The following is a 23,128-nucleotide window of genomic DNA, read 5'->3' on the forward strand; positions in this document are numbered from 1 at the left end:
GTGACGACCTGCAGGTTCCACTGCCCGAGGTTGTTGCGCGGGCGAGGCCCTGAGCAGTACACCGTGACCTTGCGGTAATCCGCTTCATGCAGGAACTTCTGCACCGCCCGGTCGGCACCGTTGGCGTCACCGACGACCACGTCATGGCCCTTGCTCATGACGTTGTCCAGCCGTTCCCTGACCTGACTGGACAGGTGCGACACGTGGCGCGAGCCACCGATGAAAATGGTGCTCAATGGTGACTCCGTGTGCGGGTGATGGTGAGCACGCTGACGCTCATTGCCTGACCAGCTTGCAACAGCACGTCCGTAATGGCGTTCAAGGTCGAACCCGAGCGGAACAGGTCGTCGAACAGCAGCACTCGCTTGCGCGCCGTGTGTCGGGCATCCACGGTGTAGAGCCCGTTCAGCAACTGCGCACGCTGGGTCGGATCTTCGACGCCCTTGAGCTGGGCGGGTGCCCGCGTGGTGCCAACACAGTCGATCACCGGCAGGCCGACAGCGGCTCCGATGCCGTGCGCCAGCAGGATGACTGGCTGCAGGGCGCGTGGCGTGGAAGGCGGGACAGGAATGATCACGTCGAATTTCGACCGGTATGGCTTCAGGTAGTTGGCAGCCGTAGTGATGATAGCTTGCGCAGCGCTGCGATCCTGCCGGTACTTGAGCCGGTACAGGAGTTCGGCGATTTCCGGCCGGCTGGTATCAAATTGCATGTGGCCCTGTGCGTTGGGGCCAATCGGTGTGCTGCGGGTCGTATGGAAATCAAGAGCCATGCCGGCCAGCCACTTGCCGGTGATTTTCTGCGGGTTGATCGCGATCATGGAAGCCCTCCTAGCCTGGGTGAACGCGATTCGATTGTATCCATCCGGGTTCCGCGCGGTTGCCCGTGGATTTGTGTGTGCGGAATCGCGGCAAGACCGATCCCCCGCCTCAGCCATCGCCTACATCACATCGCGCCCCAAGCCCGCAGCGGCCGGTTGCTAACCTCCTTCGCGCCGCCAATCGGGCGGCGTGAATCACGACAAGGAGTGTTTCCATGTCCAGCGACAATCGTATTTCGGCGGTGCTTTCGGATGAGGACGTGACGGCGGTGCAGGGTGCGCTGGCGGCGGCCCGCGCGGTGCTGCCGTTCCTGGTGACGCTGTCGGCGCAGGAGCGGCAGGCCTTGCCGCGGCTGGGGCCGAAGTCGGTGGGGTTCGACGAGAAGTGCGTGACCTACATGACGAACCGGGCGCAGTTCGTGCCGGGCTTCGTGGACCTGGCCGAGGTGCAGAAGGATCGCGCCCTGCGCAGCCAGCTGCTGCGTTTCGCGGCGGAGCTGCAGACGCTGGCCGCCAGCGTGGATGACACGCTGCAGCTGGTGGCCAGCGAGGTGTGGATGGCCGACCTGGCGTACTACCAGAGCGTGCGCGAGGCGGCCCACCGCGGCCGTGACGGCGCGCAGGACGTGTACGACGACCTGCGCCAGCGCTTCCCCGGCCCGCGCGCCAACCGTGCCGTGCCGGAACCGGCGGCGGCCTGAGTCGTGAACCCCGGCGGGGCGGTCGCCGACCGCGCCGCCGGGACTTTGCCGGTCGACACGGACCTGCGCTACCGCAGTCTCGCGGTTCGCCACCCCGGCGCCGCGCTTCGCCACCGCCCCGTCGACTTTCCGAACCTCCCCGCCGACCTGGGGCACGTCCCCGTCGAGGCTCGGAACCTCCTCGTCGCGCTTCGCTACCGCCCCGTCGACTTTCCGAACCTCCCCGCCGGCCTGGGGCACGTCCCCGTCGAGGTTCGGAACCTCTCCGTCGAGCTTCGCGACCTCCTCGCCGGGGTTCCGTACCTCCCGCCCGACCTGTGGAGCCTCCCGGTCGGGGTTCGCCATGTCCTCGCCGACCTTCGGAACCGCACCCGTTTCCCCATCGGTGTCCTGTGATTTTTTTCCGTACCCTGCGAATCATGGGGTGAACCGCGAGGAAGCAGGCGTCCATGACCGGCAGACAACACCAGCAACGTTTCGAGTCGCTGCTGCACGAGCATCGCAGGATCGTGTTCAAGGTGGCCGGCCTGTACAGCCGCAGCACCGCCGACCGCGACGACCTGGTGCAGGAGATCGGCGCGCAGCTGTGGCGGTCGTTCGGCGGCTACGACCCGGCGCGGGCGAAGTTTTCCACCTGGCTGTACCGCATCGCGCTGAACGTGGCGATCTCGCAGGCGCGGCGCTGGCCCGAGGCCGACCGCTTCGAGCCGCTGGACACGCACCACCTGGAAACCGTCGGCGGTGGCGAACCGATCGCCGAACAGGACGAGCGGCTGACCGCGCTGCACGCGTTCATCGGCCAGCTCGATCCGCTGAACCGCGCGCTGATCCTGCTGTACCTGGAAGACCGCAGCTACGCCGAGATCGCCGACGTGCTCGGCCTCAGCGAAACCAACGTGGCGACCAAGCTCGGTCGCATCAAGCAGAAACTGCGCGGCCAGATGACCGCCGCGCAGGCCACCGGAGCATGACGATGGAACTCGATGAGATGAAACAGGCGTGGGCACGCATGGACCTGCGCCAGGACGGCATGGAGGCGCTGTTGCGCCAGGACTTCCGCGACCGGCGGATGGACAAGGCGCGTTCGACGCTGCGCTGGAGCCTGCTGGGGCAGGCGGTCGAGATCGCCTGCTGGCTGGCCTTCGTGGTGTTCGTCGCCTCGTTCTGGGTGGCGCACCGGCAGGTCACGCACCTGCTGGTGATCGGCCTGCTGCTGCACGCCTACGGCATCGCCGGCATCTGGTCGAGCGTCACCCAGCTGTTCCTGCTCAGCCGCATCTATCTGTTCGATGCGCCGGTGCTGGTGCTGCAGCGGCGGCTGGCGCAGCTGCGCCGCTTCCGCATGGTCAGCACGCTGGCGCTGGGCCTGCCGTGGTGGTTCCTGTGGCTGCTGCTGCCGCTGGTGGTGCTGACCTGGTGGTCCGGGACGGACCTGTTCGTCGGGGCCTCGGGCTGGATCGGGGCCAACATGGCGGTCGGCGCCGTTGGCGTCGGCTTCAGCCTGTGGCTGGCGCGTCGCCTGGCCGGTCGCCCGCTCCGCTCGCCGTGGCTGCAGCGCGTGGTCGACGACATGAGCGGTTGCAGCCTGGCGCGCGCTTCGCGCCAGCTGGACGAGATCGCCCGCTTCGAGCAGGAGTGAACGGATGCGGCGGATGACCGCCGGCTGAATCCGTGCCGGCCATCGGCGTCATCCGCGCGCGGGGTCGCCTCGTTTGCTGCCTTCAACCCGCCACGGTGGCGGTGCGAGGGAGGGAACACCATGAACAGGTTCTACAGCAGGTGGCTGGCCGCCAGCATCGTCGTCGGCATCGGCCTGGGTGGCGCCATGGCCGCCGCGGCGCAGACCGCGGCCGGCAGCACCCAGCGTGACGTCAACCAGCAGCAGCGCATCGAACAGGGGCTGAAGTCCGGCCAGCTGAGCACGGCCGAGGCGGCGCGGCTGGAACAGGGCCAGGCGCACGTGGACCGCATGCAGCAGCACGCACTTGGCGACGGCAGCCTGAGTGCGGGCGAGCAGGCACGCCTCACGGCGGCGCAGAACCGCCAGAGCCGGGCCATCCATGCCGAGCGGCACGACGGCGTCGGCGGCAACCCGGCGTCGCGCTCGTCCGAGCGCATGCAGCGTGACGTGGCGCGCGACGCGCACCAGCAGGCGCGCATCGAGCACGGCGTGCAGTCCGGCGCGCTGACCGCGCACGAGACCGCCCGGCTGGAGGGGCGCCAGGCGCACGCCGCGCAGGTCGAGCAGCGCGCCGCCCGCGACGGCCACGTGGGGCCGCACGAGCAGCGCCACATCCAGCGCGTCGACCAGCGCGACAGCCGCAGCATCTACCGCAAGAAGCACAACGGGCGGGTGGTGGGCTGAGCGGCGGCGGCCATCCGCGTCAGGTTCGCGCCCCCGTGCCGTGCGCGGCGGGTGCGAACCTGGCGCTCAACGCGCCTTCGGCTTCAGCCGCACGTAGAGCTGCTTGCGCACGCGGGCGATGAGCTGGCCGGAAGCGGTGGTCACCTCGGTCTCGAACCAGCGCAGCACCTTCTCGCCGCCGGCGGCTGCGGTGCGCAACTCGTCGACCACGCTGGCCTCGAGTTTGAAGTGCGCGTAGACGTCCTCGTAGCCCGGCGCGACGAAGTCGATCGCGCCGGCCTTGTCCCACACGTAGTAGTCGCGGCCGAGCTGGTGCATCGCCAGCAGCATCCAGAACGGGTCGACCATCGCGAACAGGTTGCCGCCGAACTGGCTCTTCACGTAGTTGCGGTTCCACGGCCGCAGCCGCAGTACCACTTTCGCCTCGGTGTAGTCGTCGCTGAGCGACTGCAGGCGGATCGCGTTGACCAGGAACGGCGGCCACAGGTTGAGCAGGCGGCGGAAGGTCGATGCGCGCATGGGGAGGCTCGTTGGGGCGGGAAGGGGGCATCTTACCTAACCGTACCTTGCGGTATGGAGGCCCGGAAAAACTCCATGCAGCATGAATCCCGGCGAAGACCGGTAGCCAGTGACTTCAGCTCATTGGAAACGCAACGTCACGGGATTCCAGCTTTCGCTGGAATGACGAGCCTGAGGCGGGAGCGATGCGGGGTCAGAACAGCAGCGAGGCCATCCGCCGCCGGTAGCGGCCGACCAGCTCGGCGTCGTCGAGCGTGGCGAAGGCAGCGAGCAGGCGTTTCTTGGCCTGGCCGTCGTTCCAGTCGCGGGCTTTCTGCAGGATGACAAGGAACTGTTCCAGGCCGGCTTCGACGTCGCCTTCGAGCAGCAGATGCACGCCGAGCTGGTCGCGGGCGGCCCAGTCGCCGGCGTCGGCCTGCACGCGCTGCCGCAGTTCGGCGATGCCCGGCGCGTCTTTCAGTGCGTGGGCCAGCTCCAGCTCGCTGCGCAGGCGCACGGCGCGGGCGTCGGTGGCGAGGTTGGCCGGCAGCGCGGCCAGCTCGGCCTTGGCCGCGGCGACGTTGCCGGCGCGCATCAGCGCCAGCGCCAGATCGAGTTTCAGTTCGGGCCGGTTCGGTTCGGTGGCGATCGCCTGCTGCAGGCGGTTGATCGCCTGTTCGGCGGTTTCCGGCACGGTGGCTGCTTCGGCGGGTTCGGCTGATGCTTCCAGCGGCTGCACGTGGCGCGACAGGAATTCGCGCAGCTGGCCTTCGGGCAGCGCGCCGGTGAAGCCGTCGAGCACCTGGCCGTCCTTCACCAGCACCACGGTGGGGATGCTGCGGATGCCGAACATGCCGGCCAGCTCCTGCTGCGTGTCCACGTCGACCTTGCCCAGCCGGAACGCGCCGTGGTACTCGGCGGCGAGTTTTTCCAGCATCGGGCCGAGCGTCTTGCACGGCTCGCACCAGGTCGCCCAGAAATCCACCAGCACCGGCGTGGTCAGCGAGGCCTGCAGCACGTCGGCTTCGAAGGTCTGCTGATCCACGTCGAAGACGTGGGAAACGGCGGCGGCATCGGTCACGGGAAACTCCAGCTCGGCAGGTGCCGGTTCAGATCGGGGTTGCCGGGCAGCATATCAAGCGGCGCGTTCACGATAGATTTGCGAGAATCTGCGGATCGTCACGCCGAAGCAAGGCACCGGCTGCATGGGCACGAGCTCACCTGAAACGCTGCTGGTCTGCGAGCACTGCGACACGGTCTACCGCCGTCGTTCGCTGGCCCGCGGCGAGGTGGCGACCTGCGCCCGCTGCGGAGCGGAGCTGGAGCGCCACCACGCGTTGAGCGTGAACGCGATGCTGGCGCTGATCCTGACCGCGATGATCGTGTTCGTGCAGGCGAACATGTGGCCGATCGTGACGCTGGGCCTGAGCGGGCAGCAGAGCAGCACCACGCTGTGGGGCGTGATCCTCGCGATGTGGCGCGAAGAGGCCAAGGTGGTCTCGGTGCTGGTGGCCGCCACGCTGTTCTTCTTTCCGCTGCTGAAGATGTTGCTGCTGGGCTGGCTGCTGTGGTTCGGCAAGGCCGGGCGGCGCGCGCCGGGCTTCGTGCCGCTGATGGTGGTGCTGCACCGGCTCGGGCCGTGGACGATGAGCGAGGTGTTCGTGCTGGGCGCGCTGGTGGCGATCGTCAAGGCGCATACCTATTTCGACGTGACGCCGGACCCGGGCATCTACGCTTACGCGGCGCTGACCCTGCTGATCACCATCTTCGCCGGGGTGGACCTGCGCCAGCTGTGGGACCAGGTGCCGGAGCACGCCGCGTGAGCGCCCTGCCGCGCGCCGCCGAACTGGGCCTGATCGCCTGCACGGTGTGCGGGCAGGTGTGCCGCAACGTGCCCGGCGACCCGCAGCTGGACGGCGACGGCGTGGACGACGCGATGGCCTGCCCGCGCTGCGGCAGCACGTTGCGCCGGCGCAAGCCGCACAGCTACGCGCACACCTGGGCGCTGCTGATCGCCGCGTTCCTCCTGTACATCCCGGCCAACGTGCTGCCGATCATGCGCACCGCCAGCCTCAACGACGTGGACGACAACACCATCATCAGCGGCGTGGTGGAGCTGTGGGTGAAGGGTTCGCCGAACCTGGCGATCATCGTGTTCACCGCCAGCATCGTGGTGCCGGTGCTGAAGTTCCTCGCGCTGGGCACCTTGCTGGTGAGCAGCCAGCAAGGCAGCGACTGGGCGCGGCCGCAACGTGCAAGACTCTATCGGCTGGTCGAGCTGATCGGCTACTGGTCGATGCTGGACGTGTTCGTGGTGGCGTTGCTGACGGCGCTGGTGCGCTTCAGCGTGCTGAGCCTGGTGGAACCGCTGCCGGGCGTGATCTTCTTCGGCCTGACCGTGGTGCTGACCATGCTGGCCTCGATGAGTTTCGACCCCCGCCTGATCTGGGATGGCAAGGATACCGATGACTGACGACAACCCCATCGAACAGGCCCCGCCGGGCGGCGAGCTGCCGCGGCCGGTGGTGAAGCGGCGCCGCTTCAACGCCTCGCTGATCTGGCTGGTGCCGGCGCTGGCGGCGTTGGTCGGGCTGTCGCTGGTGATCAACAACTGGCTGCAGGCCGGGCCGCAGATCACCATCAGCTTCCAGAGCGCCGAGGGCCTGGACGCCGGCAAGACCCCGGTGAAGTACAAGAACGTGGTGATCGGGCGGGTCAACAAGATCCATCTGAGCAGCGACCGCAGCCACGTGCTGGTCAACGTGGCGCTGGAGAAGAGCGCCGAGGGCTTCGCCACCAAGGACACCCGCTTCTGGGTGGTGCGCCCGCGGATCGGGCTGGGCGGCGTGTCCGGCATCGACACCCTGCTGTCGGGCGCCTTCATCGGCGCCGACGTGGGCGATTCGAACGACTACCAGGACGAGTTCAAGGGGCTGGAGCTGCCGCCGGCGGTGAACCACGGCGCGCCGGGGCGCAGCTTCGTCCTGCACAGCGGCGACCTCGGCTCGCTCGACATCGGCTCGCCGGTGTACTACCGGCGCATCCAGGTCGGCCGGGTGGCGTCCTACCAGCTGGACCCGGACGGCAAGGGCGTCTCGCTGCAGATCTTCGTGGACGGCCCGAACGACAAGTTCGTCACCCGCTCCTCGCGCTTCTGGAATGCCAGCGGCGTGGACGTGTCGATCGGCGCGAACGGGCTGAAGCTCAACACGCAGTCGCTGGCCACCGTGCTGGCCGGCGGCGTGGCGTTCCAGGACCCGCCCGGGCCGCACGACAGCACGCCGGCGCCGGAGGACAACGCGTACACCCTGTTCGGCGACCAGGCCACCGCGATGGCGCCGCCGGACGGTACGCCGCACTACATCCGCATGCGCTTCGAGCAGTCGGTGCGCGGGCTGGCAGTGGACGCGCCGGTGGAGTTCCTCGGCATCAACATCGGCAAGGTGGTGTCGGTGCGGCTGGACTACGACGAGCAGAAGCAGCGCTTCCCGGTGCTGGTCGGCGCGGTGATCTATCCGCAGCGGCTCGGCGCCGCCTATGACAAGCTGGAGGCGCTGGCCAAGGCGCACGGCGAGAATCCGGACCTGTCGCAGATGATCGGCCGCCTGGTCGAGCACGGCCTGCGTGCGCAGGCGCGCACCGGCAACCTGCTCACCGGCCAGTTGTACGTGGCGCTGGATTTCATCCCGAAGACGCCGAAGGTGGCGTTCGACCCGGCCGCGAAACCGCTGACCATTCCGACCGTGCCGGGCAGCTTCGACAAGCTGCAGGAGCAGATGGCCGGGATCGTCGACAAGCTCGCCAAGGTGCCGTTCGACAGCATCGGGCAGAACCTGGACCGGAGCCTGGCCGGGCTCGACCGCACGCTGAAGCAGGTCAATGGCCAGACGCTGCCGGCGCTCGGCGACACCCTGCACGGCGTGCAGCGGACCATGGGCACGGCGAACGAGGCGCTGGCCGGCGACTCGCCGCTGCAGCAGAACCTGGGCGCCACGCTGGAACAGCTGCAGCGCATGGCACGCTCGCTGCGCGTGCTGACCGATTACCTGGGCGGCCATCCGGAGGCGCTGATCCGCGGCCGCCGCGCGGATGCGAAACCGGCCGACGCGAAACCCGTCACCACGCCCGCGGCGATGCCGCCGACGCAAGGGAGCAAACCATGATTCGTAGCGGAAGGCATCTGCTGGGCGTGGCGGCCGGCGTGCTACTGGCGGCCTGTGCCTCGGCGCCGTTGCACTACTACACCCTGGTTGCGCCGGCCGACGAGCCGGCTGGCGGCCTCGTTGCGCCGGCGGACGAGTCTGCCGGCGGCCTGGTGGCGCCGACGACTAGCGCGCCGTCGCTGCCGTTCGAGCTGCTGCCGGTCGGCGTGCCGGCGCAGGTCGACCAGCCGCAGCTGGTGGTGCGCGAAGGCGGGCAGGGCGTGGCCCTGCTCGGCAGCGAGCGCTGGATCGCCCCGCTCGGCGACGAGGTGCGCAGTGCGCTGTCGGCCGACCTGGCGCGCGAACTGCACAGCGCGGACGTCAGCGGCCTGCCCGGCAACGATAAGCCGCTGCTGCGGATCAAGCTGGACCTGCGCCGGTTCGACTCCGCGCCCGGCAGCTATGCGTTGATCGAGGGCGCATGGAGCGTACGCCTGCTGCACGGCGCACGGCCCGCCACGCTGGCTTGCACCAGCCGCGTCAATGAAGCGGTGAGCCCGGGTTATCCTGCCCTGGTACAGGGCCATCAGCGCGCGATCGCCCGGCTGGCGGCGCAGATCGCCAGCGCGGCGCGGGCGCTCGGCGAAGGCCAGGCGCCTGCCTGCCCGCCCGGCTGAAGGCCGCAAGCTTGGCGCCCGGCCTGCGCTGGGCTAGTCTGCCCAGTTCACTCAGCCGGCCCGGGCCGGCTCGCACCACTCGCACAACGGCAACGGAATCATGCAGGACATTCAAGCCCCGACCTCGCCCGAACAGGATGAAGCTGCCTATCGCCCCCAGGCGGTGGAAGCCGCCGCGCAGCAGTACTGGAATGCGCAGCGCGCCTACGAAGTGAAGGAGGATGCCTCGCGGCCGAAGTTCTATTGCCTCTCCATGCTGCCGTACCCGTCCGGCGCGCTGCACATGGGCCACGTGCGCAACTACACCATCGGCGACGTGATCAGCCGCTACCAGCGCATGAACGGCAAGAACGTGCTGCAGCCGATGGGCTGGGACGCGTTCGGCCTGCCGGCGGAGAACGCCGCGATCAAGAACGCCACCGCGCCGGCGAAGTGGACCTACGCGAACATCGAGCACATGCGCCGCCAGCTGCAGTCGCTGGGTTACGCGATCGACTGGAGCCGCGAGTTCGCCACCTGTCGCCCGGACTATTACCGCTGGGAACAGCTGATGTTCACCCGCCTGCTGAAGCAGGGCCTGGCGTACCGCAAGAACGCGGTGGTGAACTGGGACCCGGTCGACCAGACCGTGCTGGCCAACGAGCAGGTGGTCGACGGCCGCGGTTGGCGCTCCGGCGCGGTGGTCGAGAAGCGCGAGATCCCGCAGTGGTTCCTGAAGATCACCGACTACGCGCCCGAGTTGCTGGACGGGCTGGACACGCTGCCGGGCTGGCCCGACGCGGTGAAGACCATGCAGCGCAACTGGCTGGGCCGCAGCGAGGGCCTGGAGATCCACTTCGCGGTGGATGGCGAGGCCGCGCCGCTGACCGTGTTCACCACCCGCCCCGACACCTTGATGGGCGTCACCTTCGTCTCGATCGCCGGCGAGCATCCGCTGGCGCACAAGGCGGCGCAGGGCAATCCGCCGCTGGCGGCGTTCCTCGACGAGCTGAAGCACGGCGGCGTCTCCGAGGCGGAGCTGGAAACCCAGGACAAGCGCGGCATGGCCACCGGCCTGTTCGCGGTGCATCCGATCACTGGCGAGAAGCTGCCGGTGTGGGTCGCCAACTTCGTGCTGATGGGCTACGGCACCGGCGCGGTGATGGCGGTGCCCGGCCATGACGAGCGCGACTTCGCGTTCGCGCACAAGTACGGCCTGCCGATCAGGCAGGTGATCGCCGCCGGCGACGAAAGCTACGACCCGGCCGTCTGGCAGGACTGGTACTCGGACAAGACCCGCGTGGACATGCGCGTGGTGAACTCCGGTGCGATGGACGGCAAGGATTACCGCGCCGCGTTCGACCACATCGCCGGCGTACTCGAGGCCGAGGGCAAGGGCCAGCGCCGCGTGAACTGGCGCCTGCGCGACTGGGGCGTCAGCCGCCAGCGCTACTGGGGTTGTCCGATCCCGGTGATCTACTGCTCCGCCTGCGGCGCGGTGCCGGTGCCCGAGGATCAATTGCCGGTGGTGCTGCCCGAGGACGTGGCGTTCAGTGGCGTGCAGTCGCCGATCAAGGCCGATCCGGAGTGGCGCAAGACCAGCTGCCCGCAATGCGGCGGCGCGGCCGAGCGCGAAACCGACACGTTCGACACCTTCATGGAGTCGAGCTGGTACTACGCGCGCTACACCAGCCCCGGCGCGGACGCGCAGATCGACGAGCGCGCGAACTACTGGCTGCCGGTCGACCAGTACATCGGCGGCATCGAACACGCGATCATGCACCTGCTGTATTTCCGCTTCTATCACAAGCTGCTGCGCGACGCCGGCATGGTGCATTCGGACGAGCCGGCGCGGAACCTGCTGTGCCAGGGCATGGTGATCGCCGAGACGTTCTATCGCGACAACGCCGACGGTTCGAAGGAGTGGATCAACCCGGCCGCGGTCGAGATTCGTCGTGACGAGAAGGCGCGCGTGATTGGCGCGACGCTCAAGGCGGACGGTCAGCCGGTGCACATCGGCGGCACCGAGAAGATGTCGAAGTCGAAGAACAACGGCATCGACCCGCAGACCATGGTGGACAAGTACGGCGCCGACACGGTGCGCCTGTTCTCGATGTTCGCCGCGCCGCCGGAGCAGTCGCTGGAATGGAGCGAGGCCGGCGTCGAAGGCATGGCGCGCTTCCTCAAGCGGCTGTGGCGCGAAGTGACCACGCACGCGGCGGGGCCGGATCATGCGGCGACCGATCCCGCCACGCTGGATGCGGGCCAGAAGGCGCTGCGCCGCCAGCTGCACGAGACGATCCAGAAGGTCAGCGACGATTTCGGCCGGCGCCACGCGTTCAACACCGCGATCGCCGCGCTGATGGAACTCTTGAACGCGCTGGGCAAGTTCAACGACCAGAGCGAGCAGGGCCGCGCGGTGCGCCACGAGGCGCTGGAGGCGATGGTGCTGCTGCTCAATCCGGTGGTGCCGCACGTCAGCCACGCTCTGTGGCAGGCGCTCGGCCATGCCGAGAGCGTGCTGGAGGATCAGCCGTGGCCGCCGGTGGATCCGGCCGCGCTGGTGCGCGACACGGTCACCCTGGCGGTGCAGATCAACGGCAAGTTGCGCGCTACCATCGAGCTGGCCGCGCAGGCTTCGAAGGAAGAAGCCGAGGCGCTGGCGCTGGCCCAACCGCAGGTGGCGCACTTCCTGGCCGGCATGACGGTGCGCAAGGTCATCGTGGTACCCGGCAAGATCGTCAACATCGTCGCAGGATGAAACCCATGAGCTTCATGAAGGCGCACCGCCTGTTCCAGGTCTCGCTGCTGCTGGCCGCAACGCTCGTACTGGGCGGCTGCGGCTTCCATCTGCGCGAGAACGCCACCCTGCCATCCGAGATGCAGCGGGTGCACCTTGCCGCGAGCGGCGGCGGCGAGTTCGAGCGCCACCTGGCCCGCGCGCTGCAGACCTCCGGCGCCACCGTCGAGGACGACAGCGGCGCCGGCATCGCCGAGCTGCGTGTGCCGGTGGCGGCCTTCAGCACCGAGACGCTGAGTGCCGGCGGCTACGTGCGCGTCACCGAATATGCGGTGCGCTACCAGGTGCAGTTCGACGTGCTCGGCCCCGACGGACAGGTGCTGGTGCCGCACCAGCGCATCGACATGTCGCGCGAGTACAGCTACGACGCCGGCGACACCGTCGGCAACGCCTCGCAGGTGGAAGAGATCCAGCGCAGCCTCAACGACGACATGGTGCAGGCGATCCTGTTCCGCCTGCAGGCCGCCGGCAAGCATGAGCTGGCCGCACCGGCCGGCGCCGCCAGCACGCACTGATGCCGCTCAGCCCCGGCCAATGGCAGAAGGCGCTGGCGGCGGACAGCCTGCAGCCGGTCTACCTGCTCGCCGGCGAGCAGTTGCTGGTGCTGGAAGCCGCCGATGCCTTGCGCGCGCAGGCGCGCAAGCTCGGCTACAGCGAACGTGAAGTGCTCGAAGTCGGCCAGCATTTCGACTGGAACGACCTGGCCCGCGCCGCGGCGGGCATGTCGCTGTTCGCCAGCCGCCGGCTGCTCGACCTGCGCCTGCCCAGCGGTCGTCCCGGCATCGACGGCGCCAAGGCGATCGGCGCGTTCTGCGCCGACCCGCCGCCGGACGTCACCTTGCTGATCACGGCGATGGAATGGAGCAGCAAGCACGACGGCGCCTGGAGCAGGAAGCTCGACGCCAGCGGAGCGATGGTGGTGTTCAGTTCACCGCGGCCGGACCAGTGGCGGGTGTGGATCGGCGCGCGGCTCGCCTCGCGCGGACTCACCGCCACGCCCGATGCGGTGGCGCTGCTGGCCGAACGCGTCGAAGGCAACCTGCTCGCTGCCGCGCAAGAGGTCGACAAGCTCGCCGTGCTGCACGGGCAGGGCCGCGTCGACGCCGCCGAGATGGAGAACCTGGTCGCCGACAGCGCCCGCTACGACGTGTTCAAGCTCACCGACGCGGCCCTTGCCGGCGACGGCGCACGCGCGCTGCGCATCCTCGCCGGGCTGCGTTCCGAGGGCGACGAACTGCTGGCGCTGATGGGCTGGCTGGTCAATCAACTGCAGCTGGCGCTGCGCCTGGCCAATGCCGCGGACTTCGCCGCGCAGGCCAAGGCCGAGCACCTGTGGGACAGTCGCGCGCAGCAGTTCCGCCAGGCCCTGCGCCGCGCGCCGCGCGAGCACTGGCTGCAGTGCCTGGCCCGCGCCTCGCGCATCGACCGCATGGTCAAGGGCCGCGAGCAGGGCAACCCGTGGCAGGAAGCCGAACGGCTGATCGCCGCCATCGCCGAGCCGCGCGCGGCCCGGGCGCTCGCATGACATTTGACCGCCCCGTCGGGCAGCAAGGGGCCGTGACTTGCTCCCGCCCCTGCCTGCAGCGGCGGGTTGGGGAGGGGTAAGGCTCTTGCCGCAGACATCTGCCAGGCCACTCGCCATCTTCGGCGGCACCTTCGACCCGGTGCACCTGGGCCACCTCAGCGTGGCGTGGGAAGCGGCCGAACTGCTCGACGCCGAGGTGCGCCTGCTGCCGGTCAGCGTGCCGCCGCACCGCGCACCGCCGATAGCCACCGCGGCGCAGCGGGTGGCGATCCTGCGTGCCGCGCTGCGCGGCCAGTCACGGCTCGTGCTGGACACCCGCGAACTGGATCGCGAGGGCCCGTCGTACACCATCGACACCTTGCACGAGCTGCGCGCGGAGCAGGGCGAGCGCCCGCTGGTGCTGCTGCTCGGCGCGGACGCGTTTGCAGGCCTCGCCAGCTGGCATCGCTGGCGCGAGCTGTTCGCGGCGGCACACATCGGCGTGCTACGCCGGCCGGGTGTTTCCGCCAGCCTGTCGGAGGAACTGGAACGCGAAGTGGCCGGCCGCCGCATCACCGAGCTGTCGGCATTGCGCAGGTTGCCCGCCGGCAAGGTCGCCGAGCTGGCAGTGACCCCGCTGGAAATCTCCGCCACCCGCATCCGCGAACTGCTCGCCGCCGGGCGCGACCCGCGCTACCTGCTGCCGGCGGGATTGTTCGACGATCCCGCACTTTTGGCGCCTTACCGGTGCTGATCCGCCCACACGCTGTTCGCTGCGCCGGTGCGGCCGCGGCGAGCCGTCGCACGTGCCAGTGCGCCGAAACCGATGGCCAATGCCAGCGTGCCGATGTCGATGGCAAACAGCGCGCCGTGTCCGGCCGCGGCGCTGCGCCAGAACCACCAGCCTGTGGCGAGGCCATGCGCCAATGGAATGAGCGCGGTGACGAGGGCAGCCAGCCACAGCAGTTCCTGCGCCGCGTGCAACGGCGCGCGCCACGACGCCCATAGCGCGCACAGCGCCCAACTGCCGAAGCAAACCCAGCGCTCGCCCGCGCCCGCGTTCCCGCCCAGCCAGGGCAGCAGTTGCGCCGCGACGAAGGCGGCGGAGACCGCCACGCAGACGCCGATGCAGATGCCCACGGTGGCCCGCGCCATGATGATCGACGAGCGGCCCTGTTCCGGCTGGCGGCGCTTGCGCCGCGATTCGATCCACAACAGGTTGCCCGAGTAGAACAGGAACGCGCCGCCCAGCCCGAGCAGGAAGTACAGCCATTGCACCGCGACGTTGCCGTAGTCGCCGAAGTGCAGCGCATACACCGCGGCCAGGGTGGCGTGGTTGGCGTCGCGTGCGCCGGGCAACTGGGTGGCGAGTACGGTGCCGCTGGTGGCATCCAGCGCCACCGCGCCGCCGCCCAGCCCGCGCGGCGCGGTGCCGGTGATCTCGACCACCGCGTGTGCGTTGCCGGCATGCGCCAGCTTGAGGTAGCCCGGCGCGAAGTCCGCGATGCCCTGGTCGCGCGCCACCTCGATCGAACGTGCATGCCAGCTCGCCAGCGGCGACAGCGGCCTAGTGATGTCGGCCTTCTGCATGATCGGCGCGGTGTTCATCGCCGCCGCCGAGGCGGCCATCAGCTTGCCCTCGTAGATCAGCGGGTTCAGCGCCAGCATCAGCACGAACATCAGGCACAGCAGCGCGCCGGTGACCGCGAACACGATGTGGAACGGCAGGCTCAGCACGCCGATCACGTTGTGCGCGTCCTGCCAGAAGCGTTTGAGGTTGCGCCCGGGCCGCAACGCGAACAGGTCCTTGGCCAGCCGCGGCAGATGGATCACGAAACCGGACACCAGCGCGATGCCGTACAGCAGGCTGACGACACCCATCAGCCAGGTGCCCGCGACGGGAATGCCCAGCGTGTAATGCAGCTGGTTGATCAGTTCGGGCAGGTTGGCACCGGGCGGGGTCGAGCTGCCGGCCAGGTTGTCCGGGGTGGCGAACAGCCAGGTGCCATGGTGGTCCTGCCAGTACGCGGTGGGCTGGGCCAGTTCGTAGCCGGGGAACGTCATGCCCACGTGCTCGCGCGTTTCCGGATGCCGTGCCAGCACATCGTCGAGCAGACGTTGCGTGTCGTCGAGTGAGCCGATGGCGGCGGTGTGCGGTGTCGCCCATTGCTGCAGCGGCTGATGGAACACCGTGATCGCGCCGGCGTAGAACGCCACGAACAACGCGAAGCCGGCGACCAGCCCCATCCACGAGTGCAGCATGGTGAAGGTGCGCAGGGTGGCGGGTTGCAGTTTCATGCGGCCGATCTCAACGAACCCAGCCGGACGTCTGCAGCAGCCACAGCAAGCCCAGCGCGAGCAGCGCCCATCCGCCCAGCCATCGCCATGCGCGTCTGCCGCTGGAGAACCGGAACGCGGCGCAGATCAGCCCGATCCACAACGGGAAGAACGCGGCCAGCCCGGCTACGATGGTCGATTCCCACGGTCCGGGAAGCAGCCAGCCGACCAGGCCGACCAGGGCGGCGGCAAGGAAGAAGCCCGGCAGCACGCCGGCGCTGGCACGGGCCCACATCAGTCCTTCTCCACCGCGGCGACATCCGCCTCCGGCGTGCCGACGAACCATGCCAGGTACGGCTGCACCATCAACGCCAGCATCCAGCTGGCCAGCATCGCGCACAGCCCGACGGCGGCGCCGAGCGCGCCGATCCAGCTGGCCAGCGACAGCAGCGCCAGCACGCTGCCGGCGCCGCACGCCGCACGCGGGTGGCCGCGCAGCGCGAGCCACATGCAGTGCGGCGAGGCGGCGTACCACGCGATGGCGGAACACGCTGCGAACACGAAGGCCAGCAGGCTGATCATGCCTTACCAGCGGTAACGCGCGCTGGCGGTAACCGTGCGCGCGTAGCCGTAGTAGCACCACGCGGCGCTGTTGCAGGCCGAGACGTACTCCTTGTCGAACAGGTTGCTGGCATTCAACTGCAGCCGCCAGCCGCCCACGTCGTAGTGCACGGCGGCGTCGAACAGGGTGTAGGCCGGCGTCTTCCAGTCGTTGTGGATGTCGCCATAATGCTCGCCCACGTAGCGCACGCCGCCGCCGAAACCGAGCCCGGCCAGCGGACCGCCGACGATGGTGTAGTCGGCGCCCAGTGCGGCCTGCTGCTTCGGCAGCAAGGCGATCTGCTTGCCCAGCGAGGGCAGGTCGTTGGTGCGGGTGACTTTCGAATCGCTGTATGTGTAGTCGCCGTACACGCTGAGGTTGGGGCCGATGTTCCAGCGCCCTTCCAGCTCGACGCCGCGTAGGCGGGTCTCGCCCTGCTGTACCTGGAACAGCGTGTGGTCGGGGTCGATCGTCAGCGAGTTCTGCTGGGTGATCTGGTAGGCGGACAGGGTAAGCAGGCCGTTGCCGCCGGCCGACTGGTACTTCAGGCCGGCTTCGTACTGGTTGCCGGTGGTCGGCTTGAAGGCCTTGCCGGCGAAGTCGGTGCCTACGGTGGGCTGGAACGAATGCGACCACGACACGTACGGTGCCAGGCCATTGTCGAACAGATAATTGACGCCGACGCGGCCGGAGAACGCGTCGTCGGTCTGGTGCGCAGTGCTGCTGCCGAGCAGGTTGTCGGTATCGGTCTTCACGTGATCCTGGCGGCCGCCGACGGTGATGCCCCAGCGCCCCAGCTTGATCTGATCCTGCAGGTACACGCCCAACTGCGACTGCGTCTGCACGGTGTGGCTGGTGTACGCGGGAACGGCCACCGGGCTGCCGTAGACCGGGTCGAACACGTCCAGCCCGGCGACATTGAAGCCGAATGCAGAGGCGTAGTCGTCCTTCGCGCGGCGGTAGTCGACGCCGGCCAGCACGATGTGCTGCACGCTGCCGCTGTCGAAGACGTATTGCAGGTTGTTGTCGACGCCGAACGTTCTGGTGTGGTTCTCGTTCGGGAACAAGTAACGCAGCAGGGTGCGGCCGTCGCCGAGCAGGCCGAACGCGCCCACGTTGCCGCCGTCGTTGTCGACGTCGGCCTTGCCGTAGCGCAGGTTCTGGTTGAACGCCAGGCCGCTGGCGAAGTCGTGGTGGAACTCGTAGCCGATCGAGGCGATGGTCTTGTCGTAATCGTTCTGCCCCGGCTCGCCGGTGAAGCGGTCGCGCGGAATCTTGCCGTTGGGGTTCGGCAGCAAGGTGCCCGAGGCCGGCAGGAAGCCGCCGCCGGAGGCGGTCTCGGCTTTCTGGAAATGCGACAGCACGGTCAGCGAGGTGGTGTTGCTGGGCTTCCAGGTCAGCGCCGGCGCGAGGTAGTAACGGTCGTCCTTGATATGGTCGACCATGGTGTCGCTGTTGCGTGCCAGGCCGGTGAGCCGATACAGCAGCGTGCCCGAATCGTTCAGCGGGCCGGCGAAATCGAAGGTGCCCTGGCGCAGGTCGAAGCCGCCGACCTCGACGCCCACTTCACGCAGTGGCTGCCCGGTCGGCCGCTTGCTGACCATGTTGACCATGCCGCCCGGCGGCATCGCGCCGTAGACCACCGACGACGGCCCCTTCAGCACTTCCAGCCGCTCCAGCCCGTACGGCTCAATGCGGGTGATGCCGGTGCCCGAGCCGTCGGCCAACGCCAGCCCGTCCATGTAGCGCGCGGGGGTGAAGCCGCGCACCAGCAGCCAATCGCTGCGTGAGTCGGGGCCGTAGCCGCCACCCTGCGCACCGGCGGTGTACCACACCGCTTCCTCGATGCCCTGGATGCCGCGCAGGCTCATCTGCTCGTCGGTGATCACCGAGACCGACTGCGGGATCTCGATGATCGGCGTCTCGGTCTTGGTCACCGAGTCGCTGTCCTTGGCGATCGGCGCGGTGACCTGCACGCTTTCAAGCGTTTTTGCGGCTTTCTGCTGCGCGTCGGTCGTTGCGTCGGCAGCGTACGCGGGCAGCGCCAGTGCCGCCAGCAATGGCAAGCCGGACAGCGCCGCGCGGATCGCACGCGGCAATGCGGAAGGGCGGCGCGTGGCTGCGGCGCTCGGAACGGACAAAAAGGGAAACGGTGACATCGGGAACCTTGTGGGCAGGCTTGCGTGGATCGGGCTGGCTGTTCGCGCCGGTGCGGGTCATGGTCGAGATCGGCCAGCCGCCACCGTGCGATGGCTGTCTTTCTGCACTGGCTGGCGCTGCTCGCGGGTACGAGGCTGCGCCAAGTGAGAATGATTCTTATTGTAGAGAGGGGCGCGCCGTTCAGCAATCAGGCTCTTGAGCGTGCGTCGGCGGACAGTCGCGGGCTGGAGCGTGACGCGCGTTCCCGGTAACGCGAGCACACCGCAAGCTTGGACAAGTTCATGGCCCGTCGATGGCGCTGTTCCCGCGAAGCCGTGAAGCGAAATTTCGCCGAAGCCGAACATCATCGCCACGACGATGGTGGTCCGCAGCAGGGGGAGACCGCTTTCTGGGCACGCTCACCCGCGTTCCAGCTGTGCCGTCACCTCGTTGATCGAATCGCGGATGCGCCGGGAGAACATCGAGTCGAGGTGGTGGATCAGCAGCAGGTGTTCGGTGGCGCGGGTCATGGCGACGTAGAGCAGGCGCGCCTCGTCGGCTTCGGACTGGCCTTCCTTGGGCAGGCCACCGATGCCGGGAATGATCACGAACGGGAATTCCAGCCCCTTGCTGGAGTGCATGGTGACCAGCTTGACGCTGTCCTCGACCGCGAACAGGCTCTGCTTGCCGGTGTTGTCGGCGAGCCGGCTGGGGATGCCCAGGTCGCCCAGTACCTCGTGCAGTTTTTCGCCTTCCCACTGGTTGCGGTAGATCACCGCCATCTCGGAATACGGACGGCCATGCGCGTGCTCGTCGCGCAGCCGCGCAATCAGCACATCCATCTGCGCACGGGCGGTGTCGGTGCGCACCAGTTCGGGCACCGCGCCGCGGCGGCCGGCGCTTTCCGGCGCGACCAGCGGCACGCCGTCGCCGTCGGCGTCGTCGCTGCGCGAGGCGAGCAGGTCCTGCGCGAAGGTGCGCGCGACCGAGAGGATTTCCAGCGTGTTGCGGTAGTTGAGCTTGAGGATGGTGGTGCGGCCTTGCGCCTGCACGCCGAGGCTCTTCCAGCTGATCCTGCGGCGGTTCGGGTTGCCGTAGATGTTCTGCGCGTCGTCGTACAGCACCAGCAGCGAGTTGGTGACCGGGTCGATCATCTGCACGATCAGCTTGTACCAGTCCGGCTCGAAGTCGTGGCCTTCGTCGACCAGCACCGCGCCGTACTGCGCGCGCGGAATCCGGCCGCGGTCCACGCCGGCGATCACCGCCGGCGGCAGCGCTTCGACGAAGGCCTTGCCGCTGCCCGGCGGCAGCGGCTCGTGGTAGGCCACCAGCATCTTGCGGCACCACTTGTGGAAGTTGTAGACCTGCACCTTCTCGCTGAGGCCGCGCTCGCCGATCAACTGTTCCAGTCGTGCGGCCAGGGTCTTGTTGTAGCAGAGCACCAGGATCGGCTTGGAGAGCTCACGCGCGAGCTGCATGGCGCGGAAGCCGAGGATCATCGTCTTGCCGGAGCCGGCGACGCCGTGGATGATCCGGTGCTCGCCGCCGATCGAACGGGCGAGCTGTTCCTGCTGCGCGTCCATCACCTTGACCAGGTCGGGGATTTCCAGCGGCCGCACCGCGGCGTCGGTGGGACCGAACAGGCCGAACTGGCCGCTGCCGGCTTCCACCCGCAATTCCGGGAACAGGTGCCAGCGCACGCGATCGATCTGCGGCAGGGTCAGCGCCACCGGATACACCTGCGGGAACATCGCCCACAGCCGCTGCTGGAACGCTTCGGCGTCGACCGTCTCGTACAGCTCGTCGCGGCAGATCACCAGGTGCTCGGGCAGCACCTCGCCCAGCGCGCCCTCGTCGAACTGCTTGCGGGTGATGTTGGCCAGCACCACGCCCCAGCCCCACGGCATGATCAGCTTGCCGGCGTAACGCGAGCCTTCCGGGTGGCGCAGCGCGGGGTCGCGCTCCAGCACCACGCCGATCTCCAGCGCGTAGGCGCGCGCCTGCAGCAGCGGGTTGTTCTCCTTCACCAGGCCGCGCTCGGTGACCAGGGTGAACTGGGTGCTGTCGGCGTGGCGGAGGGTGTCGGCCTTCCAGTCCTTCACCTCCAGTACCAGCAGGCCGCGGCGCGGGTGGAACACCACGAAATCCGGGTGGCGCTGCTTCAGTCCGACCGGCACGTCGTACCACAGCAGGTAGTCGTCCTCCAGCTTCTGTTCCAGCCGCTCGGAAACGCGCTTCTCGCCGCCGGTCATCCGCGGCAGGCAGCTGTTGCGGGTCGGAATGAGTGTCGCCACGGAAGTCCTCGACTGACGCTGTCGCACGACGTTAGCCGATGGGATGACGCTGTCAATGCCGCCGGGCGGCGCAGTGCTACGCCCAGTGCCGCAGCTGCTCCGGCGGCATCTCCATGCGCCGGCAGGCGCGGCTGGCGATGCCGTCCTTCAGCGCGGCATGGAATACCGGCGCGATCGACCACAGCGCGTGCGCCGCCAGCCGCGCCTGGCGCCGCTGCCTTGGCGTGTGGTGCAGCAGCGCGAGCGCCCACTCTGGCAGCAGCGCGTGGCCGGCGTACAGGAACAGGTCGCGCGACAGCCCGGCCGCCGGCACCGGCAGGCGCACCTGCGCCAGCAGGCCGAGCACCACGCGCGAGCGTTCGGTGAAGGCCAGCTCGGGCCGGATGCGCCGGAAGTATTCCGCCACCTCGTGTTCGCTGGCCGGCACGTCGCGCGCGCCCAGCGCCTCGGCGATCTGCCGCACCTCGTCGTAGTAGCGGTCGGCCGCGCCGGGCGGCAGCGCGATGTGGCCGTAGCGGCGGTAGCCCTGCAGGAAGCAGCACGCCTCGCTGACGTGCACCCAGGTCAGCAGCTCGGGGTCATTGGCGCTGTAGGGGCGCCCGTCCTCGCCATGGCCGGCGATGTGGTCGTGGATCTGCCGCACGTGCGCGATCAGCGCCTCGGCCTGCGCGCGCGGCGCGTAGGTGGTGCCGCCGACGAAGGCGGTGGTGCGGCGCAGCCGGCCGAGCAGGTCGCCGCGGAAGTTGGAGTGGTCCCACACCCCGGCCAGCGCCAGCGGATGCAGGGTCTGCAGGGTCAGCGCGGCGAGGCCGCCGGCCAGCATGCCGGGGAAATCCGCGTGCACGCGCCAGGTCGCGCTGTGCGGACCGAACAGGCCCGGATCGCCGTGCGGATGGTCGTAGTCGAGGCCGCCGCTGTCGGCGCGAGGGAAGGCGCCGAGCACCCAGCGGCGGACCGCTTCGCGGGCAGGTCGGGTCAGCAGGTCGAGCGGCGAAGGCATGCCGCCAGTCTAGCCTCGTGCCGGCGGGGAGTTTGATTTGGACGTCCATTGTGTTATCAATGGCGACATGTCCTCTGCCACCGCTCGCCTGTATTTCTGGTTTTACGGCTACCCGAAGCCAATGGCGGCGGCGCGGACGCGATCGTTTTGATCTGATCGAAAGAACCACACCGAACCGCCATCCCAGGGCGGTTTTTTTATGGCCGCCACCTGAAAAACCTCCAGGAGAGCCGCCATGCACGCCACCGACGACCTGCGCATCCGCACCATCACCCGCCTCGGCACGCCGGCCGAGATCATGCGCGACTGCGCCGCCACCGAGACGGCGATGGCCACCGTGGAGGCTTCGCGGCGGGCGCTGCACGCCATCCTCGCCGGTGCCGACGACCGCCTCGCGGTGGTGATCGGCCCGTGCTCGATCCACGACCCGCGCGCCGCGCTGGAATACGCCACGCGACTGGCGCCGCTGCGCCGCGAGCTGGGCGACGCGCTGGAGCTGGTGATGCGGGTGTACTTCGAGAAGCCGCGCACCACGGTCGGCTGGAAAGGGCTGATCAACGATCCCGACCTCGACGGCAGCTTCCGCATCGACAAGGGCCTGCGCATCGCCCGCGGCCTGCTGCGCGACATCAACGCGCTGGGCGTGCCGGCCGGCTGCGAATTCCTCGACATGATCACGCCGCAATACATCGCCGACCTGGTGGCGTGGGGCGCGATCGGCGCGCGCACCACCGAGAGCCAGGTGCACCGCGAGCTGGCCTCGGGGCTGTCCTGCCCGGTCGGTTTCAAGAACGGCACCGATGGCAACGTGAAGATCGCGGTGGACGCGGTGCAGGCCGCGTCGCAGCCGCACCATTTCATGGCGGTGACCAAGGACGGCCAAGCTGCCGTGGCCACCACCAGCGGCAACGGCGACTGCCACGTGATCCTGCGCGGCGGCAAGGCGCCGAACTACGATGCGGCCAGTATCGACGCGGCTTGCACCGCGATCGGCAAGGCCGGCCTGCCGGCCCGGGTGATGATCGACGCCAGCCACGCCAACAGCGGCAAGAACCCGGAGAACCAGCCGCGGGTGGTCGAGGACATCGCTGCGCGGATCGCCGCCGGCGAGCAGCGCATCCTCGGCGTGATGGTGGAAAGTCACCTGCTCGGCGGTCGCCAGGACCTGCAGGCAGGCCAGCCGCTGCGCTACGGCCAGAGCATCACCGACGGTTGCATCGACTGGGACTGCTCGGTGCGGGTGCTGCAGCAGCTGGCACAGGCGGTGCGCCAGCGGCGGCGGGTCGAAGCCGGCGCGAGCCGGCCTTCCGCGCAGGAGATCGCCGCCTGAG

Annotated in this window: 23 protein-coding genes; 14 read left to right on the forward strand and 9 right to left on the reverse strand. The window is 69.0% G+C overall.

Going from position 1 to position 23,128, the window contains the following annotated elements:
- Window positions 1-232: 232 nt before the first annotated feature.
- Entirely contained in the window at window positions 233-820 is a 588-nt protein-coding gene (locus tag RHOOR87_RS0108305; protein ID WP_007510375.1) for a ComF family protein, read from the reverse strand.
- Window positions 821-1,035: 215 nt separating this feature from the next.
- Between RHOOR87_RS0108305 and RHOOR87_RS0108310 the strand changes: the two genes are divergently transcribed.
- From RHOOR87_RS0108310 to RHOOR87_RS0108330, 5 genes are all read left to right on the forward strand, one after another.
- Window positions 1,036-1,521 (forward strand): hypothetical protein, encoded by a 486-nt coding sequence (locus tag RHOOR87_RS0108310; RefSeq protein ID WP_015447158.1) that lies wholly within the window; start codon window positions 1,036-1,038, stop codon window positions 1,519-1,521.
- Between the two features lie 3 nt (window positions 1,522-1,524).
- Window positions 1,525-1,917, forward strand: a complete 393-nt coding sequence (locus tag RHOOR87_RS19110) for a hypothetical protein (protein ID WP_027484767.1) — start codon at window positions 1,525-1,527, stop codon at window positions 1,915-1,917.
- 53 nt (window positions 1,918-1,970) lie between these two features.
- Window positions 1,971-2,492, forward strand: a complete 522-nt coding sequence (locus tag RHOOR87_RS0108320; RefSeq protein WP_015447160.1) for a sigma-70 family RNA polymerase sigma factor — start codon at window positions 1,971-1,973, stop codon at window positions 2,490-2,492.
- A 2-nt stretch (window positions 2,493-2,494) separates the two neighbouring features.
- Window positions 2,495-3,160, forward strand: coding sequence for a hypothetical protein (locus tag RHOOR87_RS0108325; RefSeq protein WP_007510379.1), 666 nt, complete (start codon window positions 2,495-2,497; stop codon window positions 3,158-3,160).
- A gap of 120 nt (window positions 3,161-3,280) precedes the next feature.
- Window positions 3,281-3,886 (forward strand): hypothetical protein, encoded by a 606-nt coding sequence (locus RHOOR87_RS0108330; RefSeq protein ID WP_027484768.1) that lies wholly within the window; start codon window positions 3,281-3,283, stop codon window positions 3,884-3,886.
- Window positions 3,887-3,952: 66 nt separating this feature from the next.
- Here RHOOR87_RS0108330 and RHOOR87_RS0108335 read toward each other — a convergent pair whose 3' ends face one another.
- Together RHOOR87_RS0108335 and trxA are read right to left on the reverse strand one after the other, a co-directional pair.
- The gene (locus tag RHOOR87_RS0108335) at window positions 3,953-4,405 is read right to left on the reverse strand and encodes a DUF4442 domain-containing protein (protein WP_007510381.1); all 453 of its coding nucleotides are present in this window, start codon (window positions 4,403-4,405) and stop codon (window positions 3,953-3,955) included.
- A 193-nt stretch (window positions 4,406-4,598) separates the two neighbouring features.
- Window positions 4,599-5,465, reverse strand: coding sequence for a thioredoxin (gene trxA / locus RHOOR87_RS0108340; protein ID WP_027484769.1), 867 nt, complete (start codon window positions 5,463-5,465; stop codon window positions 4,599-4,601).
- Between the two features lie 124 nt (window positions 5,466-5,589).
- Between trxA and RHOOR87_RS0108345 the strand changes: the two genes are divergently transcribed.
- From RHOOR87_RS0108345 to nadD, 8 genes are all read left to right on the forward strand, one after another.
- Window positions 5,590-6,207, forward strand: coding sequence for a paraquat-inducible protein A (locus RHOOR87_RS0108345; protein WP_027484770.1), 618 nt, complete (start codon window positions 5,590-5,592; stop codon window positions 6,205-6,207).
- Window positions 6,204-6,857 (forward strand): paraquat-inducible protein A, encoded by a 654-nt coding sequence (locus RHOOR87_RS0108350; protein ID WP_007510384.1) that lies wholly within the window; start codon window positions 6,204-6,206, stop codon window positions 6,855-6,857. The genes RHOOR87_RS0108345 and RHOOR87_RS0108350 overlap by 4 nt, the downstream gene beginning before the upstream one ends.
- Window positions 6,850-8,547 (forward strand): MlaD family protein, encoded by a 1,698-nt coding sequence (locus RHOOR87_RS0108355; protein ID WP_027484771.1) that lies wholly within the window; start codon window positions 6,850-6,852, stop codon window positions 8,545-8,547. Before RHOOR87_RS0108350 ends, RHOOR87_RS0108355 begins: the two co-directional genes overlap by 8 nt.
- Complete coding sequence (locus RHOOR87_RS0108360; protein WP_007510386.1) at window positions 8,544-9,203, forward strand: PqiC family protein; 660 nt, start codon at window positions 8,544-8,546, stop codon at window positions 9,201-9,203. Before RHOOR87_RS0108355 ends, RHOOR87_RS0108360 begins: the two co-directional genes overlap by 4 nt.
- Window positions 9,204-9,303: 100 nt before the next feature.
- A complete protein-coding gene (gene leuS, locus RHOOR87_RS0108365; RefSeq protein ID WP_027484772.1) occupies window positions 9,304-11,943 on the forward strand; it encodes a leucine--tRNA ligase in 2,640 nt (879 codons plus the stop codon).
- A gap of 5 nt (window positions 11,944-11,948) precedes the next feature.
- On the forward strand, window positions 11,949-12,497 hold the full coding sequence (gene lptE, locus RHOOR87_RS0108370) for an LPS assembly lipoprotein LptE (RefSeq protein ID WP_027484773.1): 549 nt from the start codon (window positions 11,949-11,951) through the stop codon (window positions 12,495-12,497).
- Window positions 12,497-13,507 carry a DNA polymerase III subunit delta gene (holA, locus tag RHOOR87_RS0108375; RefSeq protein WP_007510389.1) on the forward strand — a complete coding sequence of 337 codons (1,011 nt, stop codon included), beginning with the start codon at window positions 12,497-12,499 and terminating at the stop codon, window positions 13,505-13,507. The genes lptE and holA overlap by 1 nt, the downstream gene beginning before the upstream one ends.
- 85 nt (window positions 13,508-13,592) lie before the next feature.
- Window positions 13,593-14,240: a nicotinate-nucleotide adenylyltransferase gene (nadD, locus tag RHOOR87_RS0108380; RefSeq protein ID WP_007510390.1), complete on the forward strand. Its 648-nt coding sequence runs from the start codon at window positions 13,593-13,595 to the stop codon at window positions 14,238-14,240.
- Here nadD and RHOOR87_RS0108385 read toward each other — a convergent pair.
- From RHOOR87_RS0108385 to RHOOR87_RS0108415, 6 genes are all read right to left on the reverse strand, one after another.
- Window positions 14,228-15,784, reverse strand: a complete 1,557-nt coding sequence (locus RHOOR87_RS0108385; protein WP_007510392.1) for a PepSY-associated TM helix domain-containing protein — start codon at window positions 15,782-15,784, stop codon at window positions 14,228-14,230. The two genes, nadD and RHOOR87_RS0108385, sit on opposite strands and share 13 nt — an antisense overlap.
- Before the next feature lie 10 nt (window positions 15,785-15,794).
- On the reverse strand, window positions 15,795-16,058 hold the full coding sequence (locus RHOOR87_RS0108390) for a hypothetical protein (protein WP_007510394.1): 264 nt from the start codon (window positions 16,056-16,058) through the stop codon (window positions 15,795-15,797).
- Window positions 16,058-16,345: a hypothetical protein gene (locus RHOOR87_RS0108395; protein ID WP_007510396.1), complete on the reverse strand. Its 288-nt coding sequence runs from the start codon at window positions 16,343-16,345 to the stop codon at window positions 16,058-16,060. The genes RHOOR87_RS0108390 and RHOOR87_RS0108395 overlap by 1 nt, the downstream gene beginning before the upstream one ends.
- Window positions 16,346-16,348: 3 nt before the next feature.
- Window positions 16,349-18,523, reverse strand: a complete 2,175-nt coding sequence (locus RHOOR87_RS0108400; protein WP_037114998.1) for a TonB-dependent siderophore receptor — start codon at window positions 18,521-18,523, stop codon at window positions 16,349-16,351.
- 399 nt (window positions 18,524-18,922) lie between these two features.
- The gene (locus RHOOR87_RS0108410; RefSeq protein ID WP_027489887.1) at window positions 18,923-20,797 is read right to left on the reverse strand and encodes a 3'-5' exonuclease; all 1,875 of its coding nucleotides are present in this window, start codon (window positions 20,795-20,797) and stop codon (window positions 18,923-18,925) included.
- 76 nt (window positions 20,798-20,873) lie between these two features.
- Window positions 20,874-21,797: an oxygenase MpaB family protein gene (locus RHOOR87_RS0108415; protein ID WP_007510402.1), complete on the reverse strand. Its 924-nt coding sequence runs from the start codon at window positions 21,795-21,797 to the stop codon at window positions 20,874-20,876.
- A gap of 235 nt (window positions 21,798-22,032) precedes the next feature.
- On the opposite strand from RHOOR87_RS0108415, the gene RHOOR87_RS0108420 reads away from it, so the two are divergent.
- On the forward strand, window positions 22,033-23,127 hold the full coding sequence (locus RHOOR87_RS0108420) for a 3-deoxy-7-phosphoheptulonate synthase (protein WP_007510404.1): 1,095 nt from the start codon (window positions 22,033-22,035) through the stop codon (window positions 23,125-23,127).
- The last annotated feature ends 1 nt before the right edge of the window (window position 23,128 follow it).

Source organism: Rhodanobacter sp. OR87 (genome assembly GCF_000473345.1).
GTDB classification, from domain to species: domain Bacteria; phylum Pseudomonadota; class Gammaproteobacteria; order Xanthomonadales; family Rhodanobacteraceae; genus Rhodanobacter; species Rhodanobacter denitrificans.